Source organism: Anaerostipes faecalis (genome assembly GCF_018982945.1).
Taxonomy (GTDB): Bacteria; Bacillota; Clostridia; order Lachnospirales; family Lachnospiraceae; genus Anaerostipes; species Anaerostipes faecalis.
The window spans coordinates 86,404-112,265 of sequence record NZ_JABRXE010000008.1 but is presented as its reverse complement, the minus strand read 5'-3'; the positions used below and the strand labels follow the sequence as shown (position 1 = coordinate 112,265).

Genomic DNA, 25,862 nt, shown 5'->3' with positions numbered 1-25,862 from the left:
ATGAGGGATGACTCCCGCCTCTGTAGGCGGTGAGCAACAATTATGTATCAGTGGCAGGTTTCAATCCCCCCATCTGATATACGCTCCGCGAGGATGCGCAGGAATTCGGATTGGAAGTATGTCTGCTATGCAGACCCGAATTCCGCGCCAAGACTCGCGAGCGAGTCTTGAATCTTAAGTAAAGGATGTATTTAATTTGAGGATATGATAAAATGAAATAAAAGGGGAAGCGTATTGATTTATAATCAAGGGAAATGAGGAGAAAAAGAAATGTCATTTTTTGATATGAATGGAGATGGAAAAAAAGATATATGGGATGATATGATAGAAAAAAAGGTCATAGAAGATATATATGAAACGGATGAAAAAATCATATCTGAAACAGTAAAACCCCAAAGGGACTCATTAGGTCTTAGAATATATAATAGTGCATTAATATGTTTTGTGATTGGATTGTGTGCAGTTGTTCCATTGATGCTCTTGCTTATTATATGGCTTAGCAGTCCAAGATACATGATTCTCATATATTTTGTGTGGATGTTATCAACAATAGGATATATATATTTTGGAGAAAAATCAGAAGGAAGGGATTATTTTACCATAGCACTGATTTTTGCTCTAGCATTTACATATGTCTTGATAAAAACTATAATAATTGAAGAGATAACATGGGAACTTTTACATATGTTATATGTTGTGCCCGCATGTTGCATTCCTGCATGGGGATATTTAGGCGTGAAATTATTAAAAATAAAAAAGCCTTATGTTTTGGAAGCCAGGAAGGAAAAAAAGGATGAAGAGAAGGAACCATGGTATTTCAGTTTTCCTGCAGCTATAATTTTCTTAATTATTATGTTTTGGATTACCATTAGAATGAATAATCCTCCCCAATGTGCAGAAGAGGGGTGTTATAGAGATGCGAAAATGGGAAGCGAGTACTGTTATTTGCATGAAGAATAAAAAAATATAGAAATGAAGGGAAATGATATCATGGAAAAAGAGAAAAAAGCATATGAGATTGTTATGGATCATATTAAACAGAAGATCATGAATGAGGAGCTTGTTCTTGGAGAAACTCTCCCACCAGAGAGAGAATTATCAGAACAGCTGGGTGTCAGTAGAAATTCTGTTCGTGAAGCATTAAAGATCCTTAGTGTTGTTGGTGTTATTTCCAGTAAACATGGTGCGGGAAATTATATCTCCTGTGATTTTGAATCCTATCTGGTAGATACAATGTCTATGATGTTCAGGTTAAATGAGCTGGATTATGAACAGGTTAATCAGCTTCGTATTGGTCTGGAGATGCAGGCCTATGCACTTGCCATAAAGAATGCAGAAGATGAAGAAATTATGAGGATGAAGGAATATGTTTTAAAACTGGACCAGAGTAAAGATGTTGATGAAAAAACAATGCTGGATAAAAAAATTCATTATGCAATTGCAAAGGCCTCAGGAAATATATTAATTTTGCATATTTTAAATGCGTTATCAAAGGTTATGGATGTGTTTATCAAAGATATGCGTCGTGAAATTTTAAGAACCGAAAGGCGTAAGGGTATGTTGCAGGAAGCACATAAAGAAATGGTGGAATGTCTTATGAAAAGAGATTTAGTTAATGGACAGAAGGCAATGATACGTCACTTTGATATGATTAATAAAATTATTAACAAAGAATTGTAAGGATATGTGAGTAAATCAACATATCCTTTGTTTAATTTTAACAAAATTATAAGAAGATACTAGACAAAAATAGTAATATTGACTATAATAAAACACAGAAATTGGTACTACCAATATAAAAATTAAAATCAGATGCGCGGAGACATCTTTATTTTTTACCATTAAAATTGGTACTACCAATATAGAGAAATGTGAAAAAGTGTTTAAACAGGAGGGAATATTATGGATATTTTAGTATGCATCAAGCAAGTACCGGCTTCCAACAAAGTAGAAGTAGACCCGGTAACGGGGGTGCTATTAAGAAACGGAGCAGATTCTAAAATGAATCCATATGATCTGTATGCATTGGAGACTGCATTACAGATTCGGGAGAAGACCGGAGGAACAATCAGTGTAATTAGTATGGGACCGCCACAGGCAATGGCAGTTATTCGTGAAGCTTTTGCTATGGGAGCAGATAAAGGGGCGTTGCTATCTGATCGTAGATTTGGCGGAGCTGATGTGCTGGCAACCAGTTATACTCTGGCACAGGGTATTCGGAAAATGGGAACATTTGATTTGATCCTATGTGGAAAGCAGACAACAGATGGAGATACGGCTCAGGTTGGATCCGAGGTTTCAGAATGGCTGAATATACCAAGTGTTTCAAATGTTAAAAAAATAAAAGACATCGATTCCAATGGAATTACCATTGAGATGGATCTTCCAAATGAGCTGGAAATTGCAAAAGTTTCTTATCCATGTCTATTGTCAGTGGATAAAGATATCTTCCAGCCAAGACTTCCATCTTATGTGAAAAAAACAGAGACAAAAGATAGGGAAATAGAAGTTTATTCTTTGGATGATATGGAAGACACAGATGAGACTCATTATGGTTTGAACGGTTCACCAACTCAGGTAAAACGCATTTTCCCACCAGAGACAAATGATCATAGAGAAGTATGGAATGAGAATAGCGACGTAATTGCAGATAAATTATTTCATATGATCTCAGAATTAAAATTTATTTAAAAAGGGGGAGAAAGCGATGGCAAAATTAATCATTCATCAGGAAAAAATAAAAGATCCTAAAGAGTTAACAACAATCTGTCCTTTCGGAGCTATGGAAGAAAAGGATGGGAAAGTCAGTATCAATGCTGCATGTAAAATGTGCAGACTGTGTGTAAAAAAAGGTCCGGCAGGTGCTGTAGAGTATGTAGAAGAAAAAGAAAAGAAAACCATTGATAAAAGTCAATGGAATGGAATTGCTGTATATGTGGATCATGTTGACGGAGAAATTCATCCAGTTACATATGAATTAATTGGAAAGGCAAGAGAATTGGCGGCGGTCATTAAACATCCGGTTTATGCTCTTTTTATGGGAAGTAAAATAAAAGAAAAAGCGGAAGAATTACTTCACTATGGAGTTGATAAAGTTTTTGTATATGATAATCCTCAACTGGATCGGTTTAAGATTGAACCATATACAGCGGTATTTGAGGATTTTATTGAAAAACAGAAACCATCTGCCATTTTAACAGGTGCAACAACGGTGGGAAGACAGCTTGCTCCAAGAGTTGCGGCAAGAATGAAGACAGGACTGACAGCAGATTGTACTATTCTTGAAATGGATAAAAATACAGATCTTTCTCAGATTCGTCCGGCTTTTGGCGGAAATATTATGGCACATATTCTGACACCAAATAACCGTCCACAAATGGCAACAGTGCGTTATAAAGTTATGAATGCACCAGAGCGTATGGAAGAGACAAGTGGAGAGATTATTTCATGTGAGATCGATGAAGAGAAACTGAAATCCAATGTGGAGGTACTTGATATTGTATTGAAAGAACAGGAGCAGTTTATTGAATCAGCAGATGTACTTGTTGTTGCCGGACGAGGAGTAAAAAAAGAAGAAGATCTTGCAATGATTCAGGAGCTGGCGGATCTTATGAAGGGTCAGCTGGCATGTACAAGACCATTGGTAGAAGCCGGATGGGTGGATGCAAAACGCCAGGTTGGATTAAGCGGAAGAACGGTTCGTCCTAAATTAATTATTACATGTGGTGTATCTGGTGCAATTCAGTTTGTTGCAGGAATGAATCATTCTGATTGTATCATTTCCATAGATTCTGATGAAAAAGCACCAATTTTCAAAACGGCACATTATTGTCTGGTAGGAGATCTTTACGAAATCATACCAAAGCTCATTGAAAAAGTGAAAGCAGCGAAAGGGGCATAGGATATGGATTATAAGAAATTTGATAAAGCGGATCTGGAAGCAATTCAAAATATTGTAAAGGATTCTGAGAGAATATTATTTGGGGAAAATATCAATGAAGAATATAGCCATGACGAACTAAGTGGTACCAAGAGTTATCCTGATGTAGTTGTAAAAGTATTATCTTCTCAGGAAATATCAGAAATTATGAAATATGCTTATGAAAACAATATTCCGGTAACGCCAAGAGGTGCAGGAACAGGTCTTGTTGGTTCTTCTGTTGCTATGGAACATGGTATTATGCTGGATTCCAGTCTGATGAACCATATTCTGGAGCTGGACGAGGAAAATCTGACGATCACGGTTGAACCGGGTGTTCTGCTTATGGAATTATCAGCCTTCGTTGAAGAACATGATTTATTTTATCCGCCAGATCCAGGGGAAAAATCTGCAACCATTGGTGGAAATATCAGCACCAACGCAGGAGGAATGCGTGCAGTAAAATATGGAGTCACCAGAGATTATGTACGTGGACTGGAAGTGGTACTTCCAAATGGAAATATTGTTGAATTTGGAGGTAAGGTCGTAAAAAACAGTTCTGGATATTCACTGAAAGATCTGATGATAGGTTCAGAAGGAACCCTTGGATTCATTACAAAAGCTATATTAAAATTGCTCCCTCTGCCGAAAAAGGCAATTAGTTTATTGATACCTTTTCCTACTCTTAAGCAGGCAATTGATACAGTGCCGCTAATAATTAAATCAAAAGCAATACCAACGGCCATTGAATTTATGCAAAGGGAAGTCATTATTGATGCAGAAGAGTATCTTGGGAAAAAATTTCCTGATTCCCAGTCGGATGCATATCTTCTGCTAAAGTTTGATGGAAATTCAACAGAAGAGATTGAGGCAGCATATGATAAAGTAGCAAAACTTTGTCTGGAACAGGGTGCACTGGATGTTCTGATTTCTGATACGGAAGAAAGAGAAGAATCCATCTGGAAGGCCAGAGGAGCATTTCTGGAAGCAATTAAAGGGTCAACTACCTATATGGATGAAGTAGACATGGTTGTTCCGAGAAACAAGGTGAATGAAATGGTAGATTATCTTCATAATCTGCATACAGAAGTAGATATCCGAATTAAAAGTTTTGGTCATGCAGGAGATGGAAACCTTCATTCTTATATTCTGAGAGATGATTTAAGCCAGGAGGAATTTGAAAAACGTATGGGAATTGCCATGGAGAAAATATATCGGAAGGCAAAAGAACTTGGAGGAAAGGTATCAGGAGAGCATGGAATTGGTTTTGCAAAGAAACCATATTTACAAGAGTCTCTGAATCCTGAAACAATTGAATTAATGAATGGAATTAAAAAGGCATTTGATCCAAAAAATATTTTGAATCCTCATAAAGTATTTCAGGCATAGTGTTGAACTTTAATAATTAAGTAATTGTTATAATAAAGTGGATATAGTATAATGGACAAACAGAGTAAAATTTGTAGAAAGCGAGGAGTCAAAATGAACATAATCAGTACAGATAAAGCACCAGGAGCCATTGGACCATATTCACAGGGATACGAAGTAAATGGAATTATTTTTGCTTCCGGACAGATTCCTGTAAATCCTGAAACTGGTGAGATTCCAGAAGGAATTGAAGCTCAGACAGAGCAGAGCTGTAAGAATGCAGGAGCTATCATTGAAGCAGCAGGAAGCGGTTATGATAAAGTGGTTAAGACCACATGTTTCTTGGCAGATATTGCTGATTTTACCGCATTCAATGAAGTATATGCAAAATATTTTGTATCTAAACCGGCAAGAAGCTGTGTTGCAGTAAAGGATTTACCAAAAGGCGTTCTTTGTGAGATTGAAGTTATCGCAGTAAAATAGTCTGGATTGGATAAAATTCTTAATTATCAAAAACCGCTTTTGACTGTAATGAGGGTGAAGCGACTCCTCAAAACAGATCAGAAGCGGTTTTTCATTGTAGTATTTACAGACAAATGCTTATTTATTAATGTCTACATAACTGTAAAGGGTGTATTTTGAGATTCCAAAATATTTTGCTACCTTGTCTCCAGATTTCGTAATGAGAAAAGCACCTGCATCATTTAGAAAATGGATTGCTTTGATTTTATCATTTTTTGTCATTAATGGGACTGGTATTCCAACCAATGCTACAGATTGTTCAATTAATTCATCAAGAAGTTCATTAACATTATGAGTATTTTTCGGAGCATAATTTTTTCTTCTTGAATCAGTATTGCACTCGGTAAGAGAATGGATACTTTTTTCTAAAGCAAGAAGATTGGTAATATCAAAATTAATAGAAAAAATGTAGCGTGGTTTTTCGGTATCATCTTTTATATAGATGGTACTGGATTTAAGTATTCTGCCAGTATCAGTCTTTGTTAAATAGGCTAAATGATCCGTTGGAAGATTATTCATATGACGTATATTATTTAAAACGATACCAGATGATTCGTCACCAATTTTCTTTCCGCTGACGTGTCCATTTTCAATGTGTACAATAGAACATTCTGAAGAGTTATGAGCAATATCCTGAATGATAACTTCGCAATTACTTCCAAATTGGGCGGCTAGACCGGCAGCTATTTGTTTTAATATATTTAATTGAAAATCAGCCATATCAATACCTCCTGATTTAGTTTCATTGTCTTTTTAAATTTATAATAGCAGAATAGTCTGGAAAATCAATAAAAAAAATTAGGTGGAAAAAATCTTTTTGAACAAAAAAGCACTATCATTTTTATATAAGATTATCCATAAAATCAATAATACCGGATTCAACATCGTCTTTGATGTCATTATAATTATGAATTTCATGACGGTATCCGGAATAAACTTTAGTTTTTACTGTGTGTCCTGTGCTGCAGAGCCAATTGGTAACCTGATAAATTCCCTCTGCATATTCGCCGACAGGATCCTGATCACCACCAATATTATAAATAGGAAGAGAGGTCGGGATTTTCTGAGCCCACTGGGTTCCCCTGATAGCTTCCATCATTTGGGTAAAATAAAGCATAGACTGGTTTGTGGTTGGCTTTGTAAAGGCATCAAAAGGATCTTGAGCATGGTCTTTCTGAACATAAGGATCTGCACAGATCCATTCATTTCCGATGGATATTTCACCACAACGCTCGCACATCCATCCCATTAAAGAAACTGTGTATTCAGGATTAGATTCCTTTCCTTTCCCTTCCGCAACTGCCTTTTCCAGTTCTTTGGAAGCTTCTGAAGCTCCGCGGAAAATTCCTGTGGTTCCACATATGGTAATACCAGTCAGGTCATGACCATATTTTGCCGCATAATCTCTGGTAATGAAAGATCCCATGCTGTGACCAAACAGGAAATAAGGAAGATCAGGATATTTTTGACACACAATTTCTTTTAAAGTATGCTCATCCTCCATCATGGTATGGAAACCTTTATCACCCCAGTCACCCCAGGTATCATTCATCATAGCGGTTTTACCATGTCCTACATGGTCATCAGCAGCTACGATATAGCCTGCATCCATGAATTTAACGATCATGTGAAGATATCTTCTGGAATGTTCACCGAAGCCATGGATGATCTGGACAATTCCCTTAGGGTTTGCAGCAGGTACATAAATCCATCCCTGTACCATATCACGTTCATTAAAGGACTGAAAACTTACTTCATGTAACATAAAAAGCACCTCCTAATTCTGTATGAAATTAAACCGAACATAATTATATATTTATTATAACGCAATGATATTGTAATATCTACAAAAGGAGAAGAGTTCTTTTAAATAATATATTGAATTCATTGAAAAAAATCGTTATAATATTAACGGACTATAAAAGGATAATTAATTAAGATAAAGGAGATAAAGATGAGTAAAAAACCAACCGTTCTTATGATTTTAGATGGATATGGATTAAATGACAAACAGGAAGCCAATGCAGTTGCAGAAGCAAAAACTCCTGTTATGGATAAATTAATGAAAGAATATCCGTTTGTTCCAGGAAATGCCTCAGGTATGGCTGTAGGACTTCCAGAAGGACAGATGGGTAACTCTGAAGTAGGTCACTTGAATATGGGTGCAGGACGTATCGTGTATCAGGAACTTACAAGAATCACAAAAGAAATTGAAGATGGAACATTCTTTGACAATGAAGCATTATTAGAAGCTATGGAAAACTGCAAGAAGAATGATTCTGCATTACATTGTTTCGGATTATTATCAGACGGTGGAGTACACAGTCACAATACACATCTGTATGGAGTTCTTGAAATGGCTAAGAGAAACGGACTGGACAAAGTATATGTTCATCTGTTCCTGGATGGTCGTGACACAGCACCTACATCTGGAAAAGGTTATGCTGAAGAATTAGTTGCTAAAATGAAAGAAATCGGTGTAGGTAAGATTGCATCTGTTTCCGGACGTTATTATGCAATGGACCGTGACAACCGCTGGGATCGTGTGCAGAAAGCATACAATGCCATTGTTATGGGACAGGGTAATACAGCAGAAGATGGTGTAGAAGCAATCGCAGCATCATATAAAGAAGATGTAACAGACGAATTTGTTGTACCAACTGTTATTATGGAAGATGGTGCTCCAGTGGCAACCTTAAAAGAAAATGATTCTGTAATATTCTATAACTTCAGACCAGACCGTGCGAGAGAAATCACCCGTTCAATCTGTGATGACAAGTTTGATAGCTTTGAACGTCCAAATGGATATTTTAAAACAACATTTGTATGCTTTACAGAATATGATGTAACAATTCCTAACAAATTAGTTGCATTCCATAAAGTGGAAATCAAGAATACATTTGGTGAGTTCCTTGCCAAGAACGGATTGAAACAGCTTCGTCTGGCAGAGACAGAAAAATATGCTCATGTAACATTCTTCTTCAATGGTGGTGTAGAAGAACCAAATGAAAACGAAGAAAGAATCCTGGTAAAATCACCTGCAGTAGCAACTTATGATCTTCAGCCTGAGATGAGTGCTCCTGAAGTTGGAGAAAAACTGGTAGAGGCAATCAAATCTGATAAATATGATGTTATCATTGTTAACTTTGCAAACAGTGATATGGTTGGACATACAGGAATTGAAGAAGCAGCAATTAAAGCTGTAGAAGCAGTTGATACATGTGTTGGAAACGCTGTAGAAGCAATTAAAGAAGTAGATGGACAGATGTTTATCTGTGCTGACCATGGAAATGCAGAGCAGCTGGTAGATTATGAAACAGGAGCTCCATTTACAGCACATACAACAAATCCAGTACCATTTATTCTTGTAAATTATGATGAAGGTGTGAAATTAAGAGAAGGTGGATGCCTTGCTGATATCGTACCTACATTAATTGAAATGATGGGAATGGAAAAACCAGAAGATATGACAGGAACATCTCTGTTAGTAAAATAATAAAATCATTTTGAAAGACAAAGGCGTCTGTGTGATAACACGGACGCTTTTGTTGCTTTGTATTATGAATACAAACATTTTAATAAAGGAGGTACCACTATGGATGTATATGAAATGTTAGAGGAACTGCAGGAAAAAGCGCTACATGATGAAAAGTTAAAAAGCGCTTTGCTAGCAACAAAGGATGACAAGGAACCCATAGTTGCTTTCTGTAAGATTTGCAGGGAAAATGGTTATGAGATTTATCCTATGGAACTGATCAATGCAGGAGAAGAATTTTATGCCACCATGAGGAGAAGTACTAATGGAGGAGGAGAAAATTCTCCAATGCTAGAAGGTGAAGATGATATGTATGAACTATGCCTTGCAGCATTGGAGAGAAATCAATCTATGGAGTTGTCCTGATATTGCCTGTCATATGAAATAGTATAAAAACTACTGCAGATAAAGAAAAATTATCTGCAGTAGTTTTTTTGTCTTGTAATATCTAAGAAAATACCGTAGATGTTCTTTTTTGTATAGCATCTCATATTCTTGGAAATAATAGCAGTATTATTGATGAAGGATGTGATTTTGTTGAAATATCGTTTGTGTATTGAAAATGTAATTGGCAGAGAAGTGCTGGATTCCAGAGGCAATCCAACGGTTGAAGTTGAGGTGGTACTGGAAGGGGGAGCCAGAGGAAGAGCCATTGTGCCATCTGGTGCATCTACAGGAAAATTTGAGGCACTGGAACTTCGCGACAGAGAAAAACGTTATGGAGGATTTGGAGTAGAAACGGCAGTGAATCATGTAAATCACAGGATTGCAGATCGTTTGATTGGAAAAAATGCTTTAAATCAGATTGAAATTGATGAAATCATGCTGGAAGCAGATGGTACACCCAATAAGGAAAGATTTGGTGCCAATGCTATTCTGGGGGCTTCACTGGCTACAGCCAAAGCAGCGGCCAGTGGACTTGGGATCCCATTTTATCAGTATCTGGGCGGAAGCTTTGCGTGTAAACTTCCTGTTCCTATGATGAATATTTTAAATGGAGGGAAACACGCGGACAATACCGTGGATTTTCAGGAATTTATGATTGCACCGGTAGGAGCGGATTCTTTTAAAGATGCTTTGATGATGGGAACAGAAATATATCATAATCTAAAAGGCATTTTAAAATCAAATAATTTAAGTACAGGTGTAGGAGATGAAGGAGGATTTGCTCCAAATCTGGAAAGCTCCGAGCAGGCTTTGGAATTGCTGGTAAACGCCATTGAGACAGCAGGTTATAAACCAAAAGAAGAGGTGGCCATTGCATTGGATTGTGCAGCATCTGAAATTTATGATGAAGATGAAGATGTGTATTTTTTTGCTGGTGAAAGTAAAATGGCAGGAAAAGAAATCAGGAGAAATTCAGAGGAAATGGTACAATACTATGAAAAACTGGTGGAACAATATCCTATTTTCTCCATTGAGGATGGCCTGAATGAAGAAGATATGCCTGGTTGGAAAGTATTGACATATCGGCTAGGTGAAAAGATTCTTCTGGTGGGGGATGATTTGTTTGTTACTAATGTAGGCAGGTTGAGAGATGGAATTCAGGAAGAAATTGCAAACAGTATTCTTATAAAACCAAATCAGATAGGAACACTGACAGAAACTCTGGATGCGGTGGAAGTGGCAAAAAATGCAGGGTACAGAACCATCATATCTCATCGGTCTGGAGAAACAGAAGATACTACCATTGCGGATATTGCAGTTGCGGTAAACAGCGGACTAATAAAAACCGGTGCACCATGTCGTTCAGACAGGACAGCAAAATATAATCAGCTTCTGAGGATAGAGGAACAGTTGGGAAGCAGCAGAAGATATGGACTATGTTAGATTTTTGTAAAACGGGAGTTTTTCTTGCATCTTATTTACTTCTATGTTAGAATAATTCACAGTGAATAGAAGATTATTAGGAGGCATATTGTGAAAACAGCATTAACCGTTATTTTTATCATAGCATCAATTTTATTAATTATATTAGTACTAATGCAAGAAGGGAAAGAAGCCGGGCTGGGTTCTTTAACAGGAGCAGCAGATTCCGGGACATACTGGAGCAAAAACAAAGGACGTTCTAAGGAAGGAACATTAATTAAATTAACAACATTTTTTACAGTTATTTTCTTTGTAACAGCAGCTATTTTATGTTCCAGATTTATTTAAGAAATTTGAGCACTTCTTAAACTTGTTTAAGAGGTGCTTTATTATTCTGTGGGAAATAACGTTAAATTTCCTGATATGGGAGAAATAAGATGACAGATAAGAGATTTGAAAGAAAAAAGAGAATAAAGGCATTAATCTACGATAAACATTATAAACCGATGAAACAAAAAGAAATCGGATATCTGATGCAGGTTGATCCGGATGACAGAGAAGAATTTGTCAGTATCCTGAAAGAACTGGTAGAAGAAGGAAGTATTGAGGTTACAAAACGAGGAAAATATAAACCGATTTCAAAGGAAATCCTGGAAGGGACTTTTACCTGTACACAGAATGGTTTTGGGTTTGTAACAGTGGAAGGCATGAAAGAAGATTTTTATATACATGAGAAGAATATGAATGGTGCTTTTCATGATGACAAGGTTCTGATGGAAGTGCTAAATGATCTGCCAAAGACCGGACGCAGAAAAGAAGGAAAAATCGTCAAGATTTTAGAACGGGGAATAACGACTATTGTTGGAACTCTTCAGAAAAATCAGAATTTTGGTTTTGTTATACCGGATAATCAGCGATTCGACAGTGATATTTTTATTTCCAAAGAAGAATGCAAAAATCTTACCAATGGATTTAAGGTTCTTGTGGAAATTACAGATTATGGAGATGAGAGACATAGTCCTGAGGGGAAAATTATTGAAGTGCTTGGGCATAAAAATGATCCAAGAGTTGATATTTTATCCATTGTGAAAGCATATGGTATTCCCACAGAATTTGATGAGGATGTGCAAAGGCAGGTGAAGCAGATTCCTGATGAGGTTCATGCAGCTGATTATAAAGATAGAATGGATATTCGTGGCTGGCCAACAGTTACTATAGATGGGGAAGATGCAAAAGATCTGGATGACGCTATTACATTGACAAAAAAAGGAGATCATTATCTTCTTGGAGTGCACATAGCCGATGTTTCTGAGTATGTTACAGAATATTCTCCGTTAGATAAAGAAGCGTTAAAACGGGGAACCAGTGTGTATCTTGTAGACAGAGTGATACCTATGCTGCCTTATCAGTTATCCAATGGAATCTGTTCATTAAATGCAGGATGTGACCGGCTGGCATTAAGCTGTATTATGGAGATTGATTCAAAGGGAAAAGTGATAGATCATCAGATTGCTGAGACATTGATCAATGTTGATGAAAGAATGACTTATACCAGCGTGGCTGCAATTTTAGATGGAGATGAGCAGGAGCGAAAACGTTATAAAGATTTTGTGGACATGTTTGAATTGATGAAAGAACTTTCTGATATTTTAAGAGAACGAAGACATGAAAGAGGAAGTATTGATTTTGACTTTCCTGAATCTAAAATCATCTTAAATGAAAATGGACGACCGATTGATATTTTTCCACAAGTACGTAATGCAGCAACAAAAATCATTGAAGATTTTATGCTGTGTGCTAATGAAACTGTAGCGGAAGATTTTTATTGGAGAGAGATTCCGTTTTTATATCGTACCCATGATATTCCTGATGGAGAAAAAATAGACAGATTGCAGGCATTTCTGCAAAATTTCGGAATATACCTTAAAATTAACCGTGAAGAGCTTCATCCAATGGAAGTACAGAAATTATTAACAAAGATTGAAGGAACTCCAGAGGAGCCGTTAATCAGCAGGCTGACCCTCAGATCCATGAAACAGGCAAAATATACCGTACAGTGTTCGTTGCACTTTGGACTTTCAACCAGATACTACTGCCATTTTACTTCTCCGATCCGTCGATATCCGGACCTTCAGATTCATCGTATTATAAAGGAAAATCTTCATGGCGATTTTACAGGCAAACGATATGCTCATTATGAAGGAATTTTACCTAAGGTGGCAGAACAGACATCCAAAACGGAACGTCGTGCAGATGAAGTAGAACGTGAAGTGGAGAAATTGAAAAAAGCAGAATATATGAAAAATCGCATCGGGGAAATACACAAAGGTGTTATTTCCGGAGTCACAGGATGGGGTATTTATGTGGAACTGCCTGATACGGTAGAAGGAATGGTTCATGTATCTACACTTCCTGGAGATTATTACTATTATAATGAAGCTACCTATTCTATGATTGGGGAAAGAACAGGAAAAGAATTTAAACTGGGTCAGCATGTAACAATTAAAGTCAAGGGAGTAGATATGCTCCTTAAAAATATTGATTTTGAATTAGTGGAGGATGAGGAAAATGGCCAAAACCAGTGGGACAAAACTAATTGCAAATAATAAAAAGGCAAGACATGATTATTTTGTGGAAGATGCTTTTGAAGCAGGAATTGTACTGCATGGAACAGAAGTGAAATCTTTACGTATGGGGCATTGCAGCATAAAGGAAGCTTTTATTGGTATTGAAAAAGGGGAAGCATACATCCACCAGATGCATATCAGTCCTTATGAAAAGGGAAATATTTTTAATAAGGATCCCCTTAGAGTGCGTAAGCTTCTTCTACACCATTCTGAAATATCCAAAATGGTAGGACAGATGAAACAAAAGGGATACACACTGATTCCATTGAAAGTATATTTTAAAGGAAGTCTGGTAAAAGTTGAAGTAGGTCTTTGTCGTGGAAAGAAATTATATGATAAGCGACAGGATATATCAAAAAGGGATCAGCTTCGTGAAGCACAAAGAGATTTTAAAGTACGTAATTTTGGTTAAACCGGCTGTTGCTTGACAGGAGTTTATTCAAGATATATAATAAGAATCCGAGACTGGATATAAAAATTCAGTCTCGGTAAAAGTTTCTTTATTTCTGGGCCAGTACTGGTTTCGACAGGGATCTAGAAGCTTGAGGAGCCATTGGGAGGGACCACCTTACGGTACAAACTTAAATATAAACGCAGATAATAAATTAGCGTACGCTGCCTAGTTTGCAGCAGTCAGCTCCGGATCACCTACAGTCTGTGAGTCCTGGCTTCAAATAATGTAGGACCCTCATTTGCCTAAGCTTTGCGGCAGATGAAGTATTTATGAAGCTACTAAAGCAGTGATCCTGTCTGTCGGAGCACTGTGGAGGGAATGTAAAAAGACAGACTGTAATGGGAGAGCCTCATGTGGAAAGGTTTTTGGACGCGGGTTCGATTCCCGCCTGGTCCATTATCAGACTCACGTTTTTACGTGGGTCTTTTATTTTTTGTGTTTTTCTTGTACTGCAACAAAAAAGAAAAATGTGTTATAATAACTCTAATGTAACATTAGAGTTATTATGGAGAAAGTGTAAAGAAAATTATATGAGTGATATGGGTGAAAAAAAGCTGAAATATATCGGGATTGGTGAAATGGCGAAGTTGAACCGTACAACAGTTCCAACGCTTAGACTATATGATTCAATGGGGCTGTTAAAGCCATGCTATGTAGATGAGAAGACTCATTACAGGTATTATGATATCAAACAGAATGCACGACTGGATATGATTCAGTACATGAAAGAACTGGGTATGGAACTGAAAGAGATTAAAGAAGTGCTGGATCAGAAAGATATTGATCAGATTGAAAAAATACTGCAATGGAAGAAAGTGCAGACAATACAGCAGCAGAAGGAGCTGCAGTATAAGATGGAAGCAATCAATCGTACCATGTCTAATATTAAAAGATATAAGAAATCTCCTAAAAGCGGAACAATCACGTTGGAATATATACCGGAACGGATTATTTATGCCATGGATGTGGATATGAATTTCTATGATTACATTCAAGACTCGCTCGCGAGTCTTGGCGCGGAATTCGGGTCTGCATAGCAGACATACTTCCAATCCGAATTCCTGCGCATCCTCGCGGAGCGTATATCAGATGGGGATTGAAACCCGCCACTGATACATAATTGTTGCTCACCGCCTACAGAGGCGGGAGTCATCCCTCATCTGATATAGACATGTATGAACTTATCCTAAAGCAACTGAAAAATAAACTGTTAGAATACAAAATTCCTCCCGTTTATTATTGCAACGCCGGACCGATCATGTCCAAGGAAAATTTTAAGAATATGAAATTTTTTTCTGATAAGATTTTTATTTTTGTGGATGATAATTTTCCGTTGCAAGACTGTACACAGAAGATAGAAAACGGCATGTATGCCTGTATTTATATAGAAGACTTTGATCAGGAATGTACATCTGCAACGGCGTTGCTGGATTATTGCAGAAAGAATGATTATGAGATATGCGGAGATTACATCTGTGAAGAAATTATGGAAATGCATATTTTTGACAGCGGAAAACGTTCTATGTATCTGCGCCTTCAGGTGCCTGTGAAAATGGATAAATAAAAATGAAAAACTTATTGACTCTCGTCTGACTTGAGACTGTACACTGAAGTTGGATAAAAAAATAACAAACAGTTTTCAGAAAAGGAGAGTGTGGTTATGAGTAAAATTAAGGTAGTTCAGTACGGCTGTGGAAAAATGAGCAAATATACACTCAGATATTTGTATGAGACAGGATGTCAGATAGTCGGTGCCATTGACAGCAATCCGGCAATCGTGGGAATGGATGTTGGTGATTATGCGGGACTTGGCATAAAAACAGGTATTCTGATCAGTGACAATGCGGATGAAGTGCTTGATAATTGTGACGCAGATATTGCAGTTGTTACGTTGTTCAGTCTCGTAAGTGACTGTTTTCCTCATTATATGAAATGCCTGAGCAGAGGAATCAGTGTCATCACAACATGTGAGGAAGCAACTTACTGTTGGACAACAGATGCGGTAAGAGCCAACATTCTTGATGTGACAGCAAAGAAAAATGGATGTACTTTTGTAGGAAGCGGAATGGAAGATATCTTTTGGGTAAATATGGTAGGAATGGTCGCAGGCGGTTGCCATAAGATCCAGAAGATTCAGGGGGCTGTAAGTTATAATGTAGAAGATTATGGACTAGCACTTGCAAAAGCACATGGTGTAGGACTTACAGCGGATGAATTTGAGAAGCAGATTGCACACCCAGAGGAGATAGAGCCTTCTTATGTATGGAATTCCAATGAAGCACTTGCATCTAAGATGGGATGGACGATTAAGAGTCAGACCCAGAAGTGTATACCGTACTTCCATGATACAGATCTTTTCTCATCTACAATGAATGCAACGATTCCAAAAGGAAACTGTATTGGTATGGCTGCTGTTGTGACAACAGAAACATTCCAGGGTTCTGTAATCGAGACAAGCTGTATTGGTAAAGTTTACGGACCAGAAGATGGGGATATGTGTGACTGGAAAATCACAGGTGAACCGGATACAGAGTTTCATGTTGTAAAACCTGCAACAGTTGAGCACACCTGTGCTACGATTGTAAATAGAATTCCATCCGTACTTCGTGCACCTGCAGGATTGGTTACGATGGATCAGCTGGATGAAATCGAGTATCCAACTTCTCCAATGGAATTTTATCTGTAAACAACAAGATAAAAGATAGAAAAACTATGTTTAACATTAAGACATAAACTTAGAAGAGTCTGTTCATATATAAATGAGCAGATTCTTTTTATTATTTTATAGAAAGACTTTATTCTTTCATTAGGAAAGAGCCGGACAGTAAATACTTGAAAAAAAGGTTTAAATGCGCTATCTTTAATCAAAGAATGAGTTTAAGCATTTTTTAATGATGAATAAAGACAATTCAAAGGTATTAATTTATTAGGAGATTTACATGGGACATTTGTATTTTGTACGACACGGTCAGACTGTGTGGAATGTGGAAAATAAGATCTGTGGAGCAACAGATATTGCTCTGACAGAGTTTGGTCATCAGCAGGCCATAGAGACAGGAAAGAAAATCTTAAAGGAGGGAATTACAGCGGATGAGATTTTGCATTCTCCTCTGGTTCGGGCAGCAGATACTGCAAAGCATATTTCTGAGATTACAGGAATACCGGCACATATGGAACCAAGGCTGATCGAGCAGAACTTTGGAAAATGGGAGTCTACCCCAAGAGATGGTGAAGATTTCAAAAAGGCCAAAGAGTTTTTTGCCTGCAGTCATGAAGGTGGTGAATCTACTTTGCGTCTGGCACAGAGAATATACAATCTGCTGGATGATATCAAGGCGGAATCTGACGAAAAAACTTATATTCTGGTGGCTCATAATGGTATTGCACGTGTAGTACAGTCTTATTTTACTGATATGACAAATGAAGAGTATGCAGCTTTTGGAGTAAAGAACTGTGCTATTGTAAGATATGATTTTTAGGAGAGTATGAAAAACAAGGATTTCATATTCAGATAGTTTCATAGATATAAGAAAGCAGGTGAGATCTATTAATAGAGAAAATAAGAGAAATACGACACTTGTTGCATGCTCCAACGGTTTATCAGTGGAAAAAACATTAGAAATACAATTATTAAGAGATACATTAAAAAAACTTGGTATTTGCACAAAAACCAGTAAGTATATTTTTGAAAAACAGCAGGGGATTAGTGGAACAGGAAAAGAAAAAGCGGAAAATCTGATGGAATTCTTTTGTGATAAAAAGATAGAAGATATTTTTGATATTTCTGGTGGAGATTTGGCAAATGAGCTTCTGCCGTATCTGGATTTTGAAAAAATTAAGGACAGCAAAGCAACTTTTTGGGGATATAGTGATCTGACAACAATTATTAATGCAATTTATACTAAAACTGGAAAAGAATCTGTTTTATATCAGATAAGAAATTTGATATATGATTATGGAAAGAAGCAAAAGGAAGAATTTTCACAAAGTTTTTTGTATAATAAATCGGATCTGTTTTCAGTGAGAGGGCAGTTTGTTCAAGGGGAAAAAATGCAGGGGATTTTAGTGGGTGGCAATATTCGCTGTTTTCTTAAATTAGCAGGAACGGAATTTTTTCCGGATATGAAAGATAAAGTATTGCTGCTGGAAGCAAGAAGCGGCAAGGTTCCGCAGATGATTACCTATCTTAGCCATCTGAAGATGCTAGGAGTATTTGAAAAAATAAGCGGACTGGTTCTCGGTACATTTACACAAATGGAACAGGAAAAATGTAAGCCTGATATGATAAAAATCGTTTTAGATTATGTAAAGGAAAGTACACCGGTTTTTAAAACAGATCAGATTGGTCATGGAACAGATTCCAAAGCGGTAGTCATTGGCCGGGAAGTATTGATTAGCAGAAACCTGTTTTTACAATAATATAACGAAAATCATAAAAGAACTATAAATTCATATGATATATTAAAGACAACAAAAGAGTACTAGAAAAGAGGGATATATATGAATCATAGTTTAGGTGACACAGAGTTTGATGAAGAATACTATGGAAATACAATTAAGGTGCTTTCTATAGTTACAATGTTTTTAGTTGTAATATTTTTTTCTATGATGTAGATGAAGCAGAATAATAAAAACTTCTTTCCAGAAAAATGTTTTTTCTGGAAAGAAGTTTTTTATTTCAACAGAAAAGGTTTTAATACACACCAGGATAACTTTTATAATTCTTTATGATTTATAATATGTGTACTGATTATGGCTGAGATGCACAAAACAGCAGCAGATACAAGGAAAAGAATCATAATTAAAGCAGGAAACATCAAGGAAGAAAATGAGTTGATGAATTGATTAAATGAAGCGTTTAATTCTTCTTTTGATGAAACAGATGAAATAACAAATGAAGAGGCAAAAACCAATCCGAAAAAAATCATCAATGCAACCCTGGCACGTTCATTTCCAAATTTTAAGTGTACAGGAATGAAAATGGATAATATCAAAAGTAGCAGAATGTATAAGATAATATGAGATAGCCAGAATTCTGTTATATTTAGCAAAGAGTTTCTTTGAAGTGATAAAGCAAAATATAAAGTTGTGAAAACCAGCCAGATCAGGAAGGAGAATCCTGCTCCCAATATATATTTTTCCTGGATATATATTTTTCTGCTGACAGGTAAAGTGAATAAAAATGAAAAACCATGGTCAAGGTCATCATAACTGATAGTAGAAAGCGCCAGGAATCCGCTGATAAAAGTGAAATATCCCACAGCAAAGGAAGGCCCTTCACCAGGTAAAAATGAAAATATTATAGCAATAATAGCTAAAATATATAAGAAACTTTTCTGATTCTTCAATAATTTTATATCTTTGATTAATAAGCCTTTCATAATTCTTCACCTCGTATCATAATCATCATTAATTCGTCAATGGTTCCATTCTCGATGATAATATCCGGATAATTGTCCAGATAATACTGTTTTTCGTTTGTCAGGCAGCAATAACCAAAAGCTTCTTTTTGTATTTTTAGTATATATTGCTGATCTATCTGATGCAGTTTTTCTTTAGAAACTTTTAAAACAGCATATTCACTTAACAATTTATCGGTGTCTTCATGAAAAATAATATTACCTTCATGAATCATATAGAGATCATCACAAAGTCCCTCCAGATCAGAGGATATATGAGAGCTGATAAGAATCCCGTTTTCTTCATTCTCTTCCATAAAGACACGAAGAAGATTCAGTATTTCATCACGGGCGATGACATCCAGCCCCGCCGTTGGTTCATCTAATATCAGTAAAGATGCATGATGGGACAAGGCTATGATGACTTTTAGTTTAGCTTTCATTCCAGTAGAAAAATCTTTGATTTTCTTTTTTAATGGAAGAGAAAAATGAGAGCACTCTGTTAGAAAGAAGTCTTTATCGAATCTGCTGTACAGGTTACTTAAAATAGGAATTAAATCATAAATTGATAAATAATTACTGAACCCGGAATCAGATAATACTACTCCCAGCTGCTCCCGGTCTTTTGCGGAAAAATCATCAATATTTTTCCCTAATATAGAAATAGATCCGCTATCAATGGGAATAAGTCCCAGGGAAGCTTTAAATGATGTTGTTTTTCCAGAACCATTTTGTCCGATTAATCCTGTAATATATCCAGGTTTAACCTGGAGTGTGCAATCTAGATGGAATTTTGAATAATTTTTATTTACATGATTCATTTTTAACATATCTTAATCCTCCAAAATGAGATAAAACAAATCTGTTAATTCTTCTTTTGTTAATCCGTATCGTTTTCCTTTTTGGATGGCCATTTCCAAATCATTTTCAATTTCTTTTCGTTGTTCCTCCAGCAATAATTCTTTGTTTGTAGCAGCCACATAGGTACCTTTTCCATGAACGGTTACAGTAAAACCTTCCTGTTCCAGATGGTCATAGGCCTTTTTGACAGTTAGAGCACTGATTTTTAATTCCTTTGACAAAGAACGAACGGAAGGAAGCGCATCATTTTCTATCAGTTCACCGTTTCGGATCATGGCTTTGATTTGATCCATGATCTGCTCGTAAATTGGAACCATGGAAGATCCGTTGATTATCAGTTTCATATTACTCCTCCTTGTATTAACAGTATATAACAGTGAATAACTGTTGTCAACTGTTATATACTGTTTGTGGAGAAAAAGTTGATTATGAGAAAATTCTAAGTTATAGTATTGAGAGAAGGTGGTGAAAAAATGGAGAAAAAATATTTCTTTTTTGATATTGATGGGACATTGGCAGTAGGAGAGCCTGGAAAGGGGTATATTCCTGAATCTGCCAAAATAGCGTTGAATCAGCTGAAAGAACAGGGACATTTTCTAGCATTGGCAACTGGGAGAAGCCAGGCTATGGCGGAAGGATATCTGAAAGAATTTGGTTTTGAAAATATGGTACATGATGGTGGAAATGGAATTACCATTAATCATAAAATCATAGATATTAAGCCGTTGGATTATGATAAGTGTATTCGTCTGATTGACGAATGTGAAGAAAAAGGATTTGTGTGGGCTTTTCAGCCGGATAATACAACCAGGAGACTGGCACCGGATGATAGATTTTATGAATTGACCAGAGATGTATATATGGATACGGTTGTAGAAAAAAATCTGAATCCAAGAGATTATGATAAAATTTTCAAGGTTTATGTTGTATGTAATGAAGGAGAAGAAGAAAAACTGGAAAATTTAAAAGGTTTGCCATGGTTTAGATTTCACAAAGAATATTTTTTTGTTGAACCTGGTAATAAGTCTGTTGGAATAAAAGCTGTGATGGACTATTTCGGTGCTGATTACAAAAATGTTGTAGTATTTGGAGATAATAGGAATGATTTGAGCATGTTCAGAGATGAATGGATCAGTATTGCCATGGGAAATGCGGTGGATGAACTAAAGGAAAAGGCTTCATACATTACCACCAATGCATGGGAAGATGGAATCTACAATGCATGCAGACATTTTGGATGGATTGAATAAAATGATTTTTTCAGAAAAACTTGAGTTTTATTCCTGCTTTTTATATTATGGAATGAGAATTGAAAATTAAGTGGAAGGAGACAGTACACAATGGAGGAATTTTTACAGGTTGGCGCTATTTCCAATACACATGGGATTGCCGGGGAAGTGAAAGTTTTCCCAATGACAGACGATATCAGACGTTTTAAAAAATTGAAGGAAGTGTATCTTGATACAGGAAAAGAGCGCATTCTGCTGCATGTGGTTTCCTGTAAGTTTATGAAAAATCAGCCGATTCTTAAATTTAAAGAGTTTGATAATATTAACCAGGTGGAAATGTATAAACGCTGTGGTTTATTTGTCACAAGGGATCAGGCGGTACCTTTGGGAAAAGATGAATATTTTATAGTTGATCTGATCGGTCTTACAGTGATTCGTGAAGATAACGGAGAGGTTCTTGGAGAATTGACAGATGTTCTTCAGACAGGAGCTAATGATGTCTATGTAGTTACTATGGAAGACGGAAAAGAAGTGCTTTTGCCGGTAATCCGAGAGTGTGTAAAAAAGGTTGATCTTGATAACGGACAGGTAACTGTCAATGTGATGAAAGGATTGCTGGATGAATAGATTTCATATTTTAACATTATTTCCTGATATGGTAAGAGATGGATTGAATACCAGTATTATTGGAAGAGCGATAGAGTCAGGATGTCTGGATATCCATGCAGTAAATATCAGAGATTATTCAACTAATAAACATATGAAAGTTGATGATTATCCTTATGGAGGAGGAGCAGGCCTTGTAATGCAGCCTGAGCCTATATACCGTGCATATGAAGATCTGGTAAAGCATATGGAAAAGAGACCGAGAGTTATCTATATGACGCCTCAGGGGACTGTTTTTAATCAAAATATGGCAAAGGAACTGGCAAAGGAAGAGGAACTTGTTTTTCTGTGCGGACATTATGAAGGCATCGATGAGAGAGTTTTGGAAGAAATTGTAACAGATTACGTTTCTATCGGAGATTATGTTCTTACAGGAGGAGAACTTCCTGCCATGGTAATGATAGATGCTATTTCCAGACTGGTACCAGGTGTTTTGAATAATGATGATTCTGCCGGTGAGGAATCCTTTGAAAATGGATTGCTGGAATATCCTCAGTATACAAGACCTCCTGTTTTTTTGGATAAGGAGGTTCCGGATGTATTATTGTCCGGTCATCATGAGAATATTCGAAAATGGCGTCTAGAACAGTCAATAAAGCGTACAAAAGAAAGAAGGCCTGATTTGTGGGAAGCATATCAGAAGGAAACAGGAGAAAAAATTGAAACATAGAATAAAGCTGGTTGCAGCAGATATGGATGGCACTTTATTAAATGGGGATCGTGTCATAACAAAACATACCAGAGAAGTGATAGAAGAAGTATTGGATCAGGGAGTACATTTTGTAGCAGCTACAGGAAGAGCCGTAAATGCTCTTCCAGAAGAATTATCATCAATGGGAAAAATTCGTTACGGAATTTTTAGTAATGGAGCCACAATTTATGATATTAGAGAAAAAAAGGTTCTTTATAAAAATCATTTTTCGTCGGAAAGGGTTTTGGAACTGATAAAATATCTTAGACAGTTTGATCTGATGATCAGTGTAAGTCAGAATGGACAATCCTATGGGGAAAGAAAAGCCATGGAGAATCTGGATTATTATCAATTAGATGATAATACAAGGGCTATTGTAAAGGGGTCCAGAAAAATAGTAGAAAATGTGGAAGATTTTATAGAAGAGCATAAAGATACCGTAGAGAAAATGACTTTGATTTTTCGAACAATGGAAGAGAGAGCAAAAGTTTGGGAGGATTTGAAAAGGTTTTCCGATATACAGTATTCAAGTTCATTGCCTAAGAATCTTGAAATTTCTCCAAAAGGATGTAATAAAGGAGATGGATTGAAGCATCTGGCACAGATACTGGGTATAAAGCAGCAGGAAACAATGGCTTTTGGTGATGCAGATAATGATATGGAAATGCTTGAAGAGGCTGGATTATCTGTGGTTATGGAAAATGGCCTGGATTCTGTAAAAAAAATAGCAGATTATATTACCGATACAAATAATCATGATGGTGTGGCAAAAGCCATGGAGAAGTTTATTCTTGAAAAAAATTCTGAGTAGTTTAAAAAAAATCTTGCCATAGACATAAAAATATGCTAAGATATTCGAGTTGTTATAAATAGGATGGTCCTCTGTTACAAAAGGTATTAAGAACATCTAAATCAGTTCAAGGAGGAACAACAATGAACGCACAGGATATTATTAAGAGCATTGAAGATGCACAGTTAAAAGAAGTAGCTGAATTCAGAACAGGAGATACTGTAAGAGTTCATGCAAAAGTAAAAGAAGGAAACCGTGAAAGAATTCAGGTATTTGAAGGAACTGTTATTAAAAGACAGAACGGTGGAGCTCGTGAAACATTCACAGTCAGAAAACAGGCTAGTGGTGTAGGAGTTGAAAAAACTTGGCCAGTTCACTCTCCAATCATCGAAAAGATTGAAGTTGTAAGACGTGGTAAAGTAAGACGTGCTAAATTATACTACTTACGTGACCGTGTAGGTAAAGCTGCAAAAGTTAAAGAAAGAGTATAATCAAAACAGATTACAGGGAAGAGGGATAGGCGTATAGCTTATCCCTGTTTTGTTTCATAGGAGTATGATGATATGAGGAATGGATATACCGTAACTTATCAGATGCGAAAACAGCAGCGTCAGAGAAGGGAAAAAATTATTCAGTATATACTGAAATTTGTAACAGCTGTATTTTTTGCTTTCATTATTGTTCGTTTTATATGTTTTAGTTACACGATTCAAGGGGATTCTATGGCACCGACTTTTGAGAAAGGTGAAAAGCATTTGGTAAATAGAATCATCTATCAAGTGAAAAAGCCAAGCCGATATGATATAATCGTATTTAGATTGGATGATGAGAAGAATAAGAGTTATTATGTGAAACGTGTTGTTGGATTGCCGGGAGAAACAGTGGAAGTAAAGGATGGAAGAATTTATATCAATGGAAAAAGGACTCAGGCATTTTCAAAAGAAAAAATTCTTTCACCAGGACTTGCTTCTGATAAAATCACATTAAAGAAAAATCAGTACTTTGTAATAGGTGATAATTATAATAATAGTGAAGATTCTCGCAGTGCAAGTATTGGAAATGTTAAAAGGGAAAATATTATTGGCAAAGTAAGCTTTAAATACTGGCCATGGGGATAAGTAAAAGGAGAAAGAAACATGGATTTTCAATGGTATCCTGGTCATATGACCAAAGCAAAGCGTATGATGCAGGAAAATATGAAATTAATCGATATTATGATTGAACTGGTAGATGCACGAATTCCTTTGAGCAGTCGAAATCCAGATATTGATCAGCTGGCGGCCAATAAGTTTCGCCTGATTTTGTTAAATAAATCAGATATGGCAGATGAAAAAGTTACAGCTATGTGGGAAGATTATTTCAAATCAAAAGGATTTTTTGTGGCAAAAACCAATTCCAAGGCTGGGAAAGGTGTGAAAGCTACACAATCTATTATAATGGATGCCTGCAAGGAAAAACTTGAAAGAGATCGAAAAAGAGGAATAAAAAACAGACCGATTCGTGCCATGATCGCAGGAATTCCTAATGTCGGGAAATCAACATTTATTAACAGCCTTGTTGGAAAAGCCTGTACAAAGACAGGAAATAAGCCAGGAGTAACCAAGGGAAAACAATGGATAAAGTTAAATAAGAATATTGAACTTCTTGACACCCCTGGAATATTATGGCCTAAATTTGAAGATCAGACAGTGGGTCTTCGTCTGGCATTGATTGGCTCCATACGTGATGAAATTCTGAATCAGGATGAAATGGCACTGGAGCTGATTGAATTTCTTACAATGAATTATGAGGGTATTCTGAATCAGCGCTATCAGGTTGATGAAACAATGGATAGAGTAAAGATTTTAGAAGCAATTGCTCTAAACCGTAACTGCAAGTTAAAAGGAGATGAGCTGGATTATACTAAGGCAGCCAATATTCTGCTGGAAGAGTTCAGAAATGGTAAGTTAGGAAAAATATCACTGGAGATCCCGGAAGAGGAGTAAGGTTTAA

Annotated in this window: 29 protein-coding genes and 1 other RNA gene; 25 read left to right on the top strand and 5 right to left on the bottom strand. The window is 36.5% G+C overall.

Going from position 1 to position 25,862, the window contains the following annotated elements:
• Nucleotides 1–270 precede the first annotated feature (270 nt).
• The 6 genes from KTB61_RS09910 (at nt 271) to KTB61_RS09885 (ending at nt 5,770) form a co-directional block, all read left to right on the top strand.
• The gene (locus KTB61_RS09910) at nt 271–960 is read left to right on the top strand and encodes a hypothetical protein (RefSeq protein ID WP_216697402.1); all 690 of its coding nucleotides are present in this window, start codon (nt 271–273) and stop codon (nt 958–960) included.
• A gap of 12 nt (nt 961–972) precedes the next feature.
• On the top strand, nt 973–1,680 hold the full coding sequence (locus tag KTB61_RS09905; RefSeq protein WP_230973713.1) for a FadR/GntR family transcriptional regulator: 708 nt from the start codon (nt 973–975) through the stop codon (nt 1,678–1,680).
• Nucleotides 1,681–1,902: 222 nt separating this feature from the next.
• Nucleotides 1,903–2,691: an electron transfer flavoprotein subunit beta/FixA family protein gene (locus tag KTB61_RS09900; RefSeq protein WP_075758362.1), complete on the top strand. Its 789-nt coding sequence runs from the start codon at nt 1,903–1,905 to the stop codon at nt 2,689–2,691.
• Between the two features lie 16 nt (nt 2,692–2,707).
• On the top strand, nt 2,708–3,901 hold the full coding sequence (locus tag KTB61_RS09895; protein WP_075758363.1) for an electron transfer flavoprotein subunit alpha: 1,194 nt from the start codon (nt 2,708–2,710) through the stop codon (nt 3,899–3,901).
• A gap of 3 nt (nt 3,902–3,904) precedes the next feature.
• On the top strand, nt 3,905–5,308 hold the full coding sequence (locus KTB61_RS09890) for an FAD-binding oxidoreductase (protein ID WP_075758364.1): 1,404 nt from the start codon (nt 3,905–3,907) through the stop codon (nt 5,306–5,308).
• Between the two features lie 93 nt (nt 5,309–5,401).
• Complete coding sequence (locus KTB61_RS09885; protein WP_075758365.1) at nt 5,402–5,770, top strand: RidA family protein; 369 nt, start codon at nt 5,402–5,404, stop codon at nt 5,768–5,770.
• Between the two features lie 117 nt (nt 5,771–5,887).
• Here KTB61_RS09885 and KTB61_RS09880 read toward each other — a convergent pair whose 3' ends face one another.
• Both KTB61_RS09880 and KTB61_RS09875 read right to left on the bottom strand, forming a co-directional pair.
• Complete coding sequence (locus KTB61_RS09880; RefSeq protein ID WP_075758366.1) at nt 5,888–6,529, bottom strand: helix-turn-helix transcriptional regulator; 642 nt, start codon at nt 6,527–6,529, stop codon at nt 5,888–5,890.
• 121 nt (nt 6,530–6,650) lie between these two features.
• Nucleotides 6,651–7,574: an alpha/beta fold hydrolase gene (locus tag KTB61_RS09875; RefSeq protein ID WP_075758367.1), complete on the bottom strand. Its 924-nt coding sequence runs from the start codon at nt 7,572–7,574 to the stop codon at nt 6,651–6,653.
• A gap of 189 nt (nt 7,575–7,763) precedes the next feature.
• Between KTB61_RS09875 and gpmI the strand changes: the two genes are divergently transcribed.
• From gpmI to KTB61_RS13270, 12 genes are all read left to right on the top strand, one after another.
• Entirely contained in the window at nt 7,764–9,305 is a 1,542-nt protein-coding gene (gene gpmI, locus KTB61_RS09870; protein ID WP_075758368.1) for a 2,3-bisphosphoglycerate-independent phosphoglycerate mutase, read from the top strand.
• 99 nt (nt 9,306–9,404) lie between these two features.
• Entirely contained in the window at nt 9,405–9,710 is a 306-nt protein-coding gene (locus KTB61_RS09865; RefSeq protein ID WP_075758369.1) for a hypothetical protein, read from the top strand.
• 153 nt (nt 9,711–9,863) lie between these two features.
• A complete protein-coding gene (gene eno / locus KTB61_RS09860) occupies nt 9,864–11,174 on the top strand; it encodes a phosphopyruvate hydratase (protein ID WP_216697401.1) in 1,311 nt (436 codons plus the stop codon).
• Between the two features lie 90 nt (nt 11,175–11,264).
• Nucleotides 11,265–11,501 (top strand): preprotein translocase subunit SecG, encoded by a 237-nt coding sequence (gene secG, locus KTB61_RS09855; RefSeq protein ID WP_192846084.1) that lies wholly within the window; start codon nt 11,265–11,267, stop codon nt 11,499–11,501.
• A gap of 89 nt (nt 11,502–11,590) precedes the next feature.
• Nucleotides 11,591–13,759, top strand: coding sequence for a ribonuclease R (gene rnr, locus KTB61_RS09850; protein WP_216697400.1), 2,169 nt, complete (start codon nt 11,591–11,593; stop codon nt 13,757–13,759).
• Nucleotides 13,722–14,192: an SsrA-binding protein SmpB gene (gene smpB / locus KTB61_RS09845; protein ID WP_075758372.1), complete on the top strand. Its 471-nt coding sequence runs from the start codon at nt 13,722–13,724 to the stop codon at nt 14,190–14,192. Before rnr ends, smpB begins: the two co-directional genes overlap by 38 nt.
• A gap of 96 nt (nt 14,193–14,288) precedes the next feature.
• Nucleotides 14,289–14,633: a transfer-messenger RNA gene (gene ssrA, locus KTB61_RS09840) on the top strand.
• 68 nt (nt 14,634–14,701) lie between these two features.
• The gene (locus KTB61_RS09835; RefSeq protein ID WP_230973712.1) at nt 14,702–15,271 is read left to right on the top strand and encodes a MerR family transcriptional regulator; all 570 of its coding nucleotides are present in this window, start codon (nt 14,702–14,704) and stop codon (nt 15,269–15,271) included.
• Between the two features lie 245 nt (nt 15,272–15,516).
• Complete coding sequence (locus tag KTB61_RS09830) at nt 15,517–15,798, top strand: hypothetical protein (RefSeq protein ID WP_216697399.1); 282 nt, start codon at nt 15,517–15,519, stop codon at nt 15,796–15,798.
• Between the two features lie 96 nt (nt 15,799–15,894).
• Complete coding sequence (locus KTB61_RS09825) at nt 15,895–16,920, top strand: NAD(P)H-dependent amine dehydrogenase family protein (protein WP_216697398.1); 1,026 nt, start codon at nt 15,895–15,897, stop codon at nt 16,918–16,920.
• 253 nt (nt 16,921–17,173) lie between these two features.
• On the top strand, nt 17,174–17,713 hold the full coding sequence (locus KTB61_RS09820) for a histidine phosphatase family protein (protein ID WP_216697397.1): 540 nt from the start codon (nt 17,174–17,176) through the stop codon (nt 17,711–17,713).
• Between the two features lie 58 nt (nt 17,714–17,771).
• Nucleotides 17,772–18,653 (top strand): LD-carboxypeptidase, encoded by an 882-nt coding sequence (locus tag KTB61_RS13270; protein WP_287725295.1) that lies wholly within the window; start codon nt 17,772–17,774, stop codon nt 18,651–18,653.
• Between the two features lie 296 nt (nt 18,654–18,949).
• On the opposite strand, the gene KTB61_RS09810 is transcribed toward KTB61_RS13270, so the two are convergent.
• The 3 genes from KTB61_RS09810 to KTB61_RS09800 are packed head-to-tail and all read right to left on the bottom strand — an operon-like array spanning nt 18,950 to nt 20,838.
• Nucleotides 18,950–19,615, bottom strand: a complete 666-nt coding sequence (locus tag KTB61_RS09810) for an ABC-2 transporter permease (RefSeq protein WP_216697396.1) — start codon at nt 19,613–19,615, stop codon at nt 18,950–18,952.
• On the bottom strand, nt 19,612–20,463 hold the full coding sequence (locus KTB61_RS09805) for an ABC transporter ATP-binding protein (RefSeq protein WP_075758376.1): 852 nt from the start codon (nt 20,461–20,463) through the stop codon (nt 19,612–19,614). The genes KTB61_RS09810 and KTB61_RS09805 overlap by 4 nt, the downstream gene beginning before the upstream one ends.
• A 3-nt stretch (nt 20,464–20,466) precedes the next feature.
• Nucleotides 20,467–20,838, bottom strand: coding sequence for a GntR family transcriptional regulator (locus KTB61_RS09800; RefSeq protein ID WP_075758377.1), 372 nt, complete (start codon nt 20,836–20,838; stop codon nt 20,467–20,469).
• Nucleotides 20,839–20,967: 129 nt separating this feature from the next.
• Here KTB61_RS09800 and KTB61_RS09795 point away from each other — a divergent pair, with 129 nt between their 5' ends.
• The 7 genes from KTB61_RS09795 to ylqF all read left to right on the top strand — a co-directional run bounded on the left by KTB61_RS09795 (nt 20,968) and on the right by ylqF (nt 25,855).
• Nucleotides 20,968–21,744: an HAD-IIB family hydrolase gene (locus tag KTB61_RS09795; RefSeq protein WP_216697395.1), complete on the top strand. Its 777-nt coding sequence runs from the start codon at nt 20,968–20,970 to the stop codon at nt 21,742–21,744.
• 90 nt (nt 21,745–21,834) lie between these two features.
• Nucleotides 21,835–22,350, top strand: a complete 516-nt coding sequence (gene rimM / locus KTB61_RS09790; RefSeq protein ID WP_075758379.1) for a ribosome maturation factor RimM — start codon at nt 21,835–21,837, stop codon at nt 22,348–22,350.
• On the top strand, nt 22,343–23,059 hold the full coding sequence (trmD, locus tag KTB61_RS09785) for a tRNA (guanosine(37)-N1)-methyltransferase TrmD (RefSeq protein ID WP_075758380.1): 717 nt from the start codon (nt 22,343–22,345) through the stop codon (nt 23,057–23,059). Before rimM ends, trmD begins: the two co-directional genes overlap by 8 nt.
• A complete protein-coding gene (locus KTB61_RS09780) occupies nt 23,049–23,891 on the top strand; it encodes an HAD family hydrolase (RefSeq protein ID WP_230973711.1) in 843 nt (280 codons plus the stop codon). The genes trmD and KTB61_RS09780 overlap by 11 nt, the downstream gene beginning before the upstream one ends.
• Before the next feature lie 122 nt (nt 23,892–24,013).
• Nucleotides 24,014–24,361, top strand: a complete 348-nt coding sequence (rplS, locus tag KTB61_RS09775) for a 50S ribosomal protein L19 (protein WP_075758381.1) — start codon at nt 24,014–24,016, stop codon at nt 24,359–24,361.
• 72 nt (nt 24,362–24,433) lie between these two features.
• Nucleotides 24,434–24,988 carry a signal peptidase I gene (gene lepB, locus KTB61_RS09770; protein WP_075758382.1) on the top strand — a complete coding sequence of 185 codons (555 nt, stop codon included), beginning with the start codon at nt 24,434–24,436 and terminating at the stop codon, nt 24,986–24,988.
• Nucleotides 24,989–25,006: 18 nt separating this feature from the next.
• The gene (gene ylqF, locus KTB61_RS09765) at nt 25,007–25,855 is read left to right on the top strand and encodes a ribosome biogenesis GTPase YlqF (RefSeq protein WP_075758383.1); all 849 of its coding nucleotides are present in this window, start codon (nt 25,007–25,009) and stop codon (nt 25,853–25,855) included.
• Nucleotides 25,856–25,862: the final 7 nt, after the last annotated feature.

What these genes read in the sequence shown, in the direction of transcription:
- KTB61_RS09910 (WP_216697402.1), top strand. Translation starts at nt 271, where the DNA reads ATGTCATTTTTTGATATGAATGGAGATGGAAAAAAAGATATATGGGAT.
- KTB61_RS09905 (WP_230973713.1), top strand. Translation starts at nt 973, where the DNA reads ATGAAGGGAAATGATATCATGGAAAAAGAGAAAAAAGCATATGAGATT.
- KTB61_RS09900 (WP_075758362.1), top strand. Translation starts at nt 1,903, where the DNA reads ATGGATATTTTAGTATGCATCAAGCAAGTACCGGCTTCCAACAAAGTA.
- KTB61_RS09895 (WP_075758363.1), top strand. Translation starts at nt 2,708, where the DNA reads ATGGCAAAATTAATCATTCATCAGGAAAAAATAAAAGATCCTAAAGAG.
- KTB61_RS09890 (WP_075758364.1), top strand. Translation starts at nt 3,905, where the DNA reads ATGGATTATAAGAAATTTGATAAAGCGGATCTGGAAGCAATTCAAAAT.
- KTB61_RS09885 (WP_075758365.1), top strand. Translation starts at nt 5,402, where the DNA reads ATGAACATAATCAGTACAGATAAAGCACCAGGAGCCATTGGACCATAT.
- KTB61_RS09880 (WP_075758366.1), bottom strand. Translation starts at nt 6,529, where the DNA reads ATGGCTGATTTTCAATTAAATATATTAAAACAAATAGCTGCCGGTCTA.
- KTB61_RS09875 (WP_075758367.1), bottom strand. Translation starts at nt 7,574, where the DNA reads ATGTTACATGAAGTAAGTTTTCAGTCCTTTAATGAACGTGATATGGTA.
- gpmI (WP_075758368.1), top strand. Translation starts at nt 7,764, where the DNA reads ATGAGTAAAAAACCAACCGTTCTTATGATTTTAGATGGATATGGATTA.
- KTB61_RS09865 (WP_075758369.1), top strand. Translation starts at nt 9,405, where the DNA reads ATGGATGTATATGAAATGTTAGAGGAACTGCAGGAAAAAGCGCTACAT.
- eno (WP_216697401.1), top strand. Translation starts at nt 9,864, where the DNA reads ATGAAGGATGTGATTTTGTTGAAATATCGTTTGTGTATTGAAAATGTA.
- rnr (WP_216697400.1), top strand. Translation starts at nt 11,591, where the DNA reads ATGACAGATAAGAGATTTGAAAGAAAAAAGAGAATAAAGGCATTAATC.
- smpB (WP_075758372.1), top strand. Translation starts at nt 13,722, where the DNA reads ATGGCCAAAACCAGTGGGACAAAACTAATTGCAAATAATAAAAAGGCA.
- KTB61_RS09835 (WP_230973712.1), top strand. Translation starts at nt 14,702, where the DNA reads ATGTGTTATAATAACTCTAATGTAACATTAGAGTTATTATGGAGAAAG.
- KTB61_RS09830 (WP_216697399.1), top strand. Translation starts at nt 15,517, where the DNA reads ATGAAATTTTTTTCTGATAAGATTTTTATTTTTGTGGATGATAATTTT.
- KTB61_RS09825 (WP_216697398.1), top strand. Translation starts at nt 15,895, where the DNA reads ATGAGTAAAATTAAGGTAGTTCAGTACGGCTGTGGAAAAATGAGCAAA.
- KTB61_RS09820 (WP_216697397.1), top strand. Translation starts at nt 17,174, where the DNA reads ATGGGACATTTGTATTTTGTACGACACGGTCAGACTGTGTGGAATGTG.
- KTB61_RS09810 (WP_216697396.1), bottom strand. Translation starts at nt 19,615, where the DNA reads ATGAAAGGCTTATTAATCAAAGATATAAAATTATTGAAGAATCAGAAA.
- KTB61_RS09805 (WP_075758376.1), bottom strand. Translation starts at nt 20,463, where the DNA reads ATGTTAAAAATGAATCATGTAAATAAAAATTATTCAAAATTCCATCTA.
- KTB61_RS09800 (WP_075758377.1), bottom strand. Translation starts at nt 20,838, where the DNA reads ATGAAACTGATAATCAACGGATCTTCCATGGTTCCAATTTACGAGCAG.
- KTB61_RS09795 (WP_216697395.1), top strand. Translation starts at nt 20,968, where the DNA reads ATGGAGAAAAAATATTTCTTTTTTGATATTGATGGGACATTGGCAGTA.
- rimM (WP_075758379.1), top strand. Translation starts at nt 21,835, where the DNA reads ATGGAGGAATTTTTACAGGTTGGCGCTATTTCCAATACACATGGGATT.
- trmD (WP_075758380.1), top strand. Translation starts at nt 22,343, where the DNA reads ATGAATAGATTTCATATTTTAACATTATTTCCTGATATGGTAAGAGAT.
- rplS (WP_075758381.1), top strand. Translation starts at nt 24,014, where the DNA reads ATGAACGCACAGGATATTATTAAGAGCATTGAAGATGCACAGTTAAAA.
- lepB (WP_075758382.1), top strand. Translation starts at nt 24,434, where the DNA reads ATGAGGAATGGATATACCGTAACTTATCAGATGCGAAAACAGCAGCGT.
- ylqF (WP_075758383.1), top strand. Translation starts at nt 25,007, where the DNA reads ATGGATTTTCAATGGTATCCTGGTCATATGACCAAAGCAAAGCGTATG.